The 1,311-nt window shown below is 60.8% G+C and carries 2 protein-coding genes and 1 pseudogene; all 3 read left to right on the top strand.

Annotated features, from left to right (window positions below; translation table 11 throughout):
• Window positions 1–161, top strand: a 161-nt coding sequence (rpsR, locus tag AAFM29_RS17990; RefSeq protein ID WP_341714071.1) for a 30S ribosomal protein S18, incomplete at its 5' end; no start/stop codon positions are given.
• 13 nt (window positions 162–174) lie between these two features.
• On the top strand, window positions 175–789 hold the full coding sequence (gene rplI / locus AAFM29_RS17985) for a 50S ribosomal protein L9 (RefSeq protein ID WP_341714070.1): 615 nt from the start codon (window positions 175–177) through the stop codon (window positions 787–789).
• 128 nt (window positions 790–917) lie between these two features.
• Window positions 918–1,311 (top strand): annotated as a pseudogene (locus AAFM29_RS17980) (AMP nucleosidase); the annotation flags it as partial.

Here is a 1,311-nt window from a genome sequence, read left to right as displayed (position 1 = left end):
TCGACTACAAGGACGTCCGCCTCCTCCAGGGCTTCATGTCCGAGCGTGGCAAGATCGTCCCCAGCCGCATCACCGCCGTCAGCGCGAAGAAGCAGCGTGAACTGGCCAAGGCCATCAAGCGCGCGCGCCACATCGGCCTGCTGCCCTACATCGTTAAGTAAGGAGGGATAACCCATGGACATCATCCTCCTCGAACGCATCGAGAAGCTCGGCACCATTGGTGACGTCGTGACCGTCAAGGACGGCTACGCCCGCAACTTCCTGCTGCCCAACAAGAAGGCCCTTCGCGCCAATGAGGCGAACAAGAAGGTCTTCGAAGCCAACCGCGAACGCCTCGAGGCTGAAAACGCCGAGAAGCGCCCCGACGCCGAAAAGGCTGGCGAAAAGGTTGCAGGCACCGAGATCGTCCTGATCCGTGCCTCGTCCAACGCCGGCCAGCTGTACGGTTCGGTCAGCGTCCGCGACATCACCGTTGCCCTTAACGAAAAGGGCCACGACATCGACAAGAAGCAGGTCGTGCTCGGCCATCCGATCAAGACGATCGGCATGTTCGACGTGACCATCGCGCTGCACCCCGAAGTGCACGTCACCATCAAGGCGAACGTTGCCCGTTCGGACGACGAAGCTGAGCTTCAGTCCGAAGGCGTCGACGTGCTTGCCGCGATGTTCGAGGAAGAGTCGGCTGAACAGACCGGCTTCACCGAAGAGCGTGACCCCAACGCAGAGCCCGGCGACATCACCGAGCATGGCGAAGGCGAAGAAGAAGCTTCGGACGAAGAGCAGGCCTGATTTTTCAGGATCTTGCGCCAAAGCAAAAGAAGGGCGCGGACGGCATTGGCTGTCCGCGCCTTTTCTTTTTGTGCATGTGCTGCGCGCTAGTCTTTGAATTGTTGGAATTGGCGCGCTAGCTAATGGCGATGAATACACCCCAGGAAATAATCGACGAAATCACCCGCCTCTATGACGAGGCCCGCGGCGCGCTGCGCGCCGACATGATCGCCTATGCCAAGCATGGCACCGTGCCCGACCGGATGAAGCGCACCGATGGTACCTATGCCTATCCGGAACTGCGCATGAAATATTCGGGCAACGGCAAGTCCGCTGCCGAAAGCGCGGCCGAAGTCCCGCGCAGTTTTGCGCGGCTGACGCGGGCCGGGCGCTATGCGACGACGATCACCCGCCCCAAGCTGTTTTCGAACTATCTTGCCGAACAGCTGAAGCTGATACTCGAAGATCACGAGGTCACGGTCGATGTCGGCCGCTCGCGGCAGGAGATCCCCTTCCCCTACGTGCTCGACGGAGAGGCCGCGG

It is taken from the genome of Erythrobacter sp. (assembly GCF_038133525.1).
GTDB lineage: Bacteria > Pseudomonadota > Alphaproteobacteria > Sphingomonadales > Sphingomonadaceae > Qipengyuania.
The sequence above is the reverse complement of the archived record's forward strand: the minus strand, read 5'-3'. Positions and strand labels throughout refer to the sequence as shown.

Coding starts and splice junctions, on each gene's coding strand:
- rplI (WP_341714070.1), top strand. CDS start 175: ATGGACATCATCCTCCTCGAACGCATCGAGAAGCTCGGCACCATTGGT.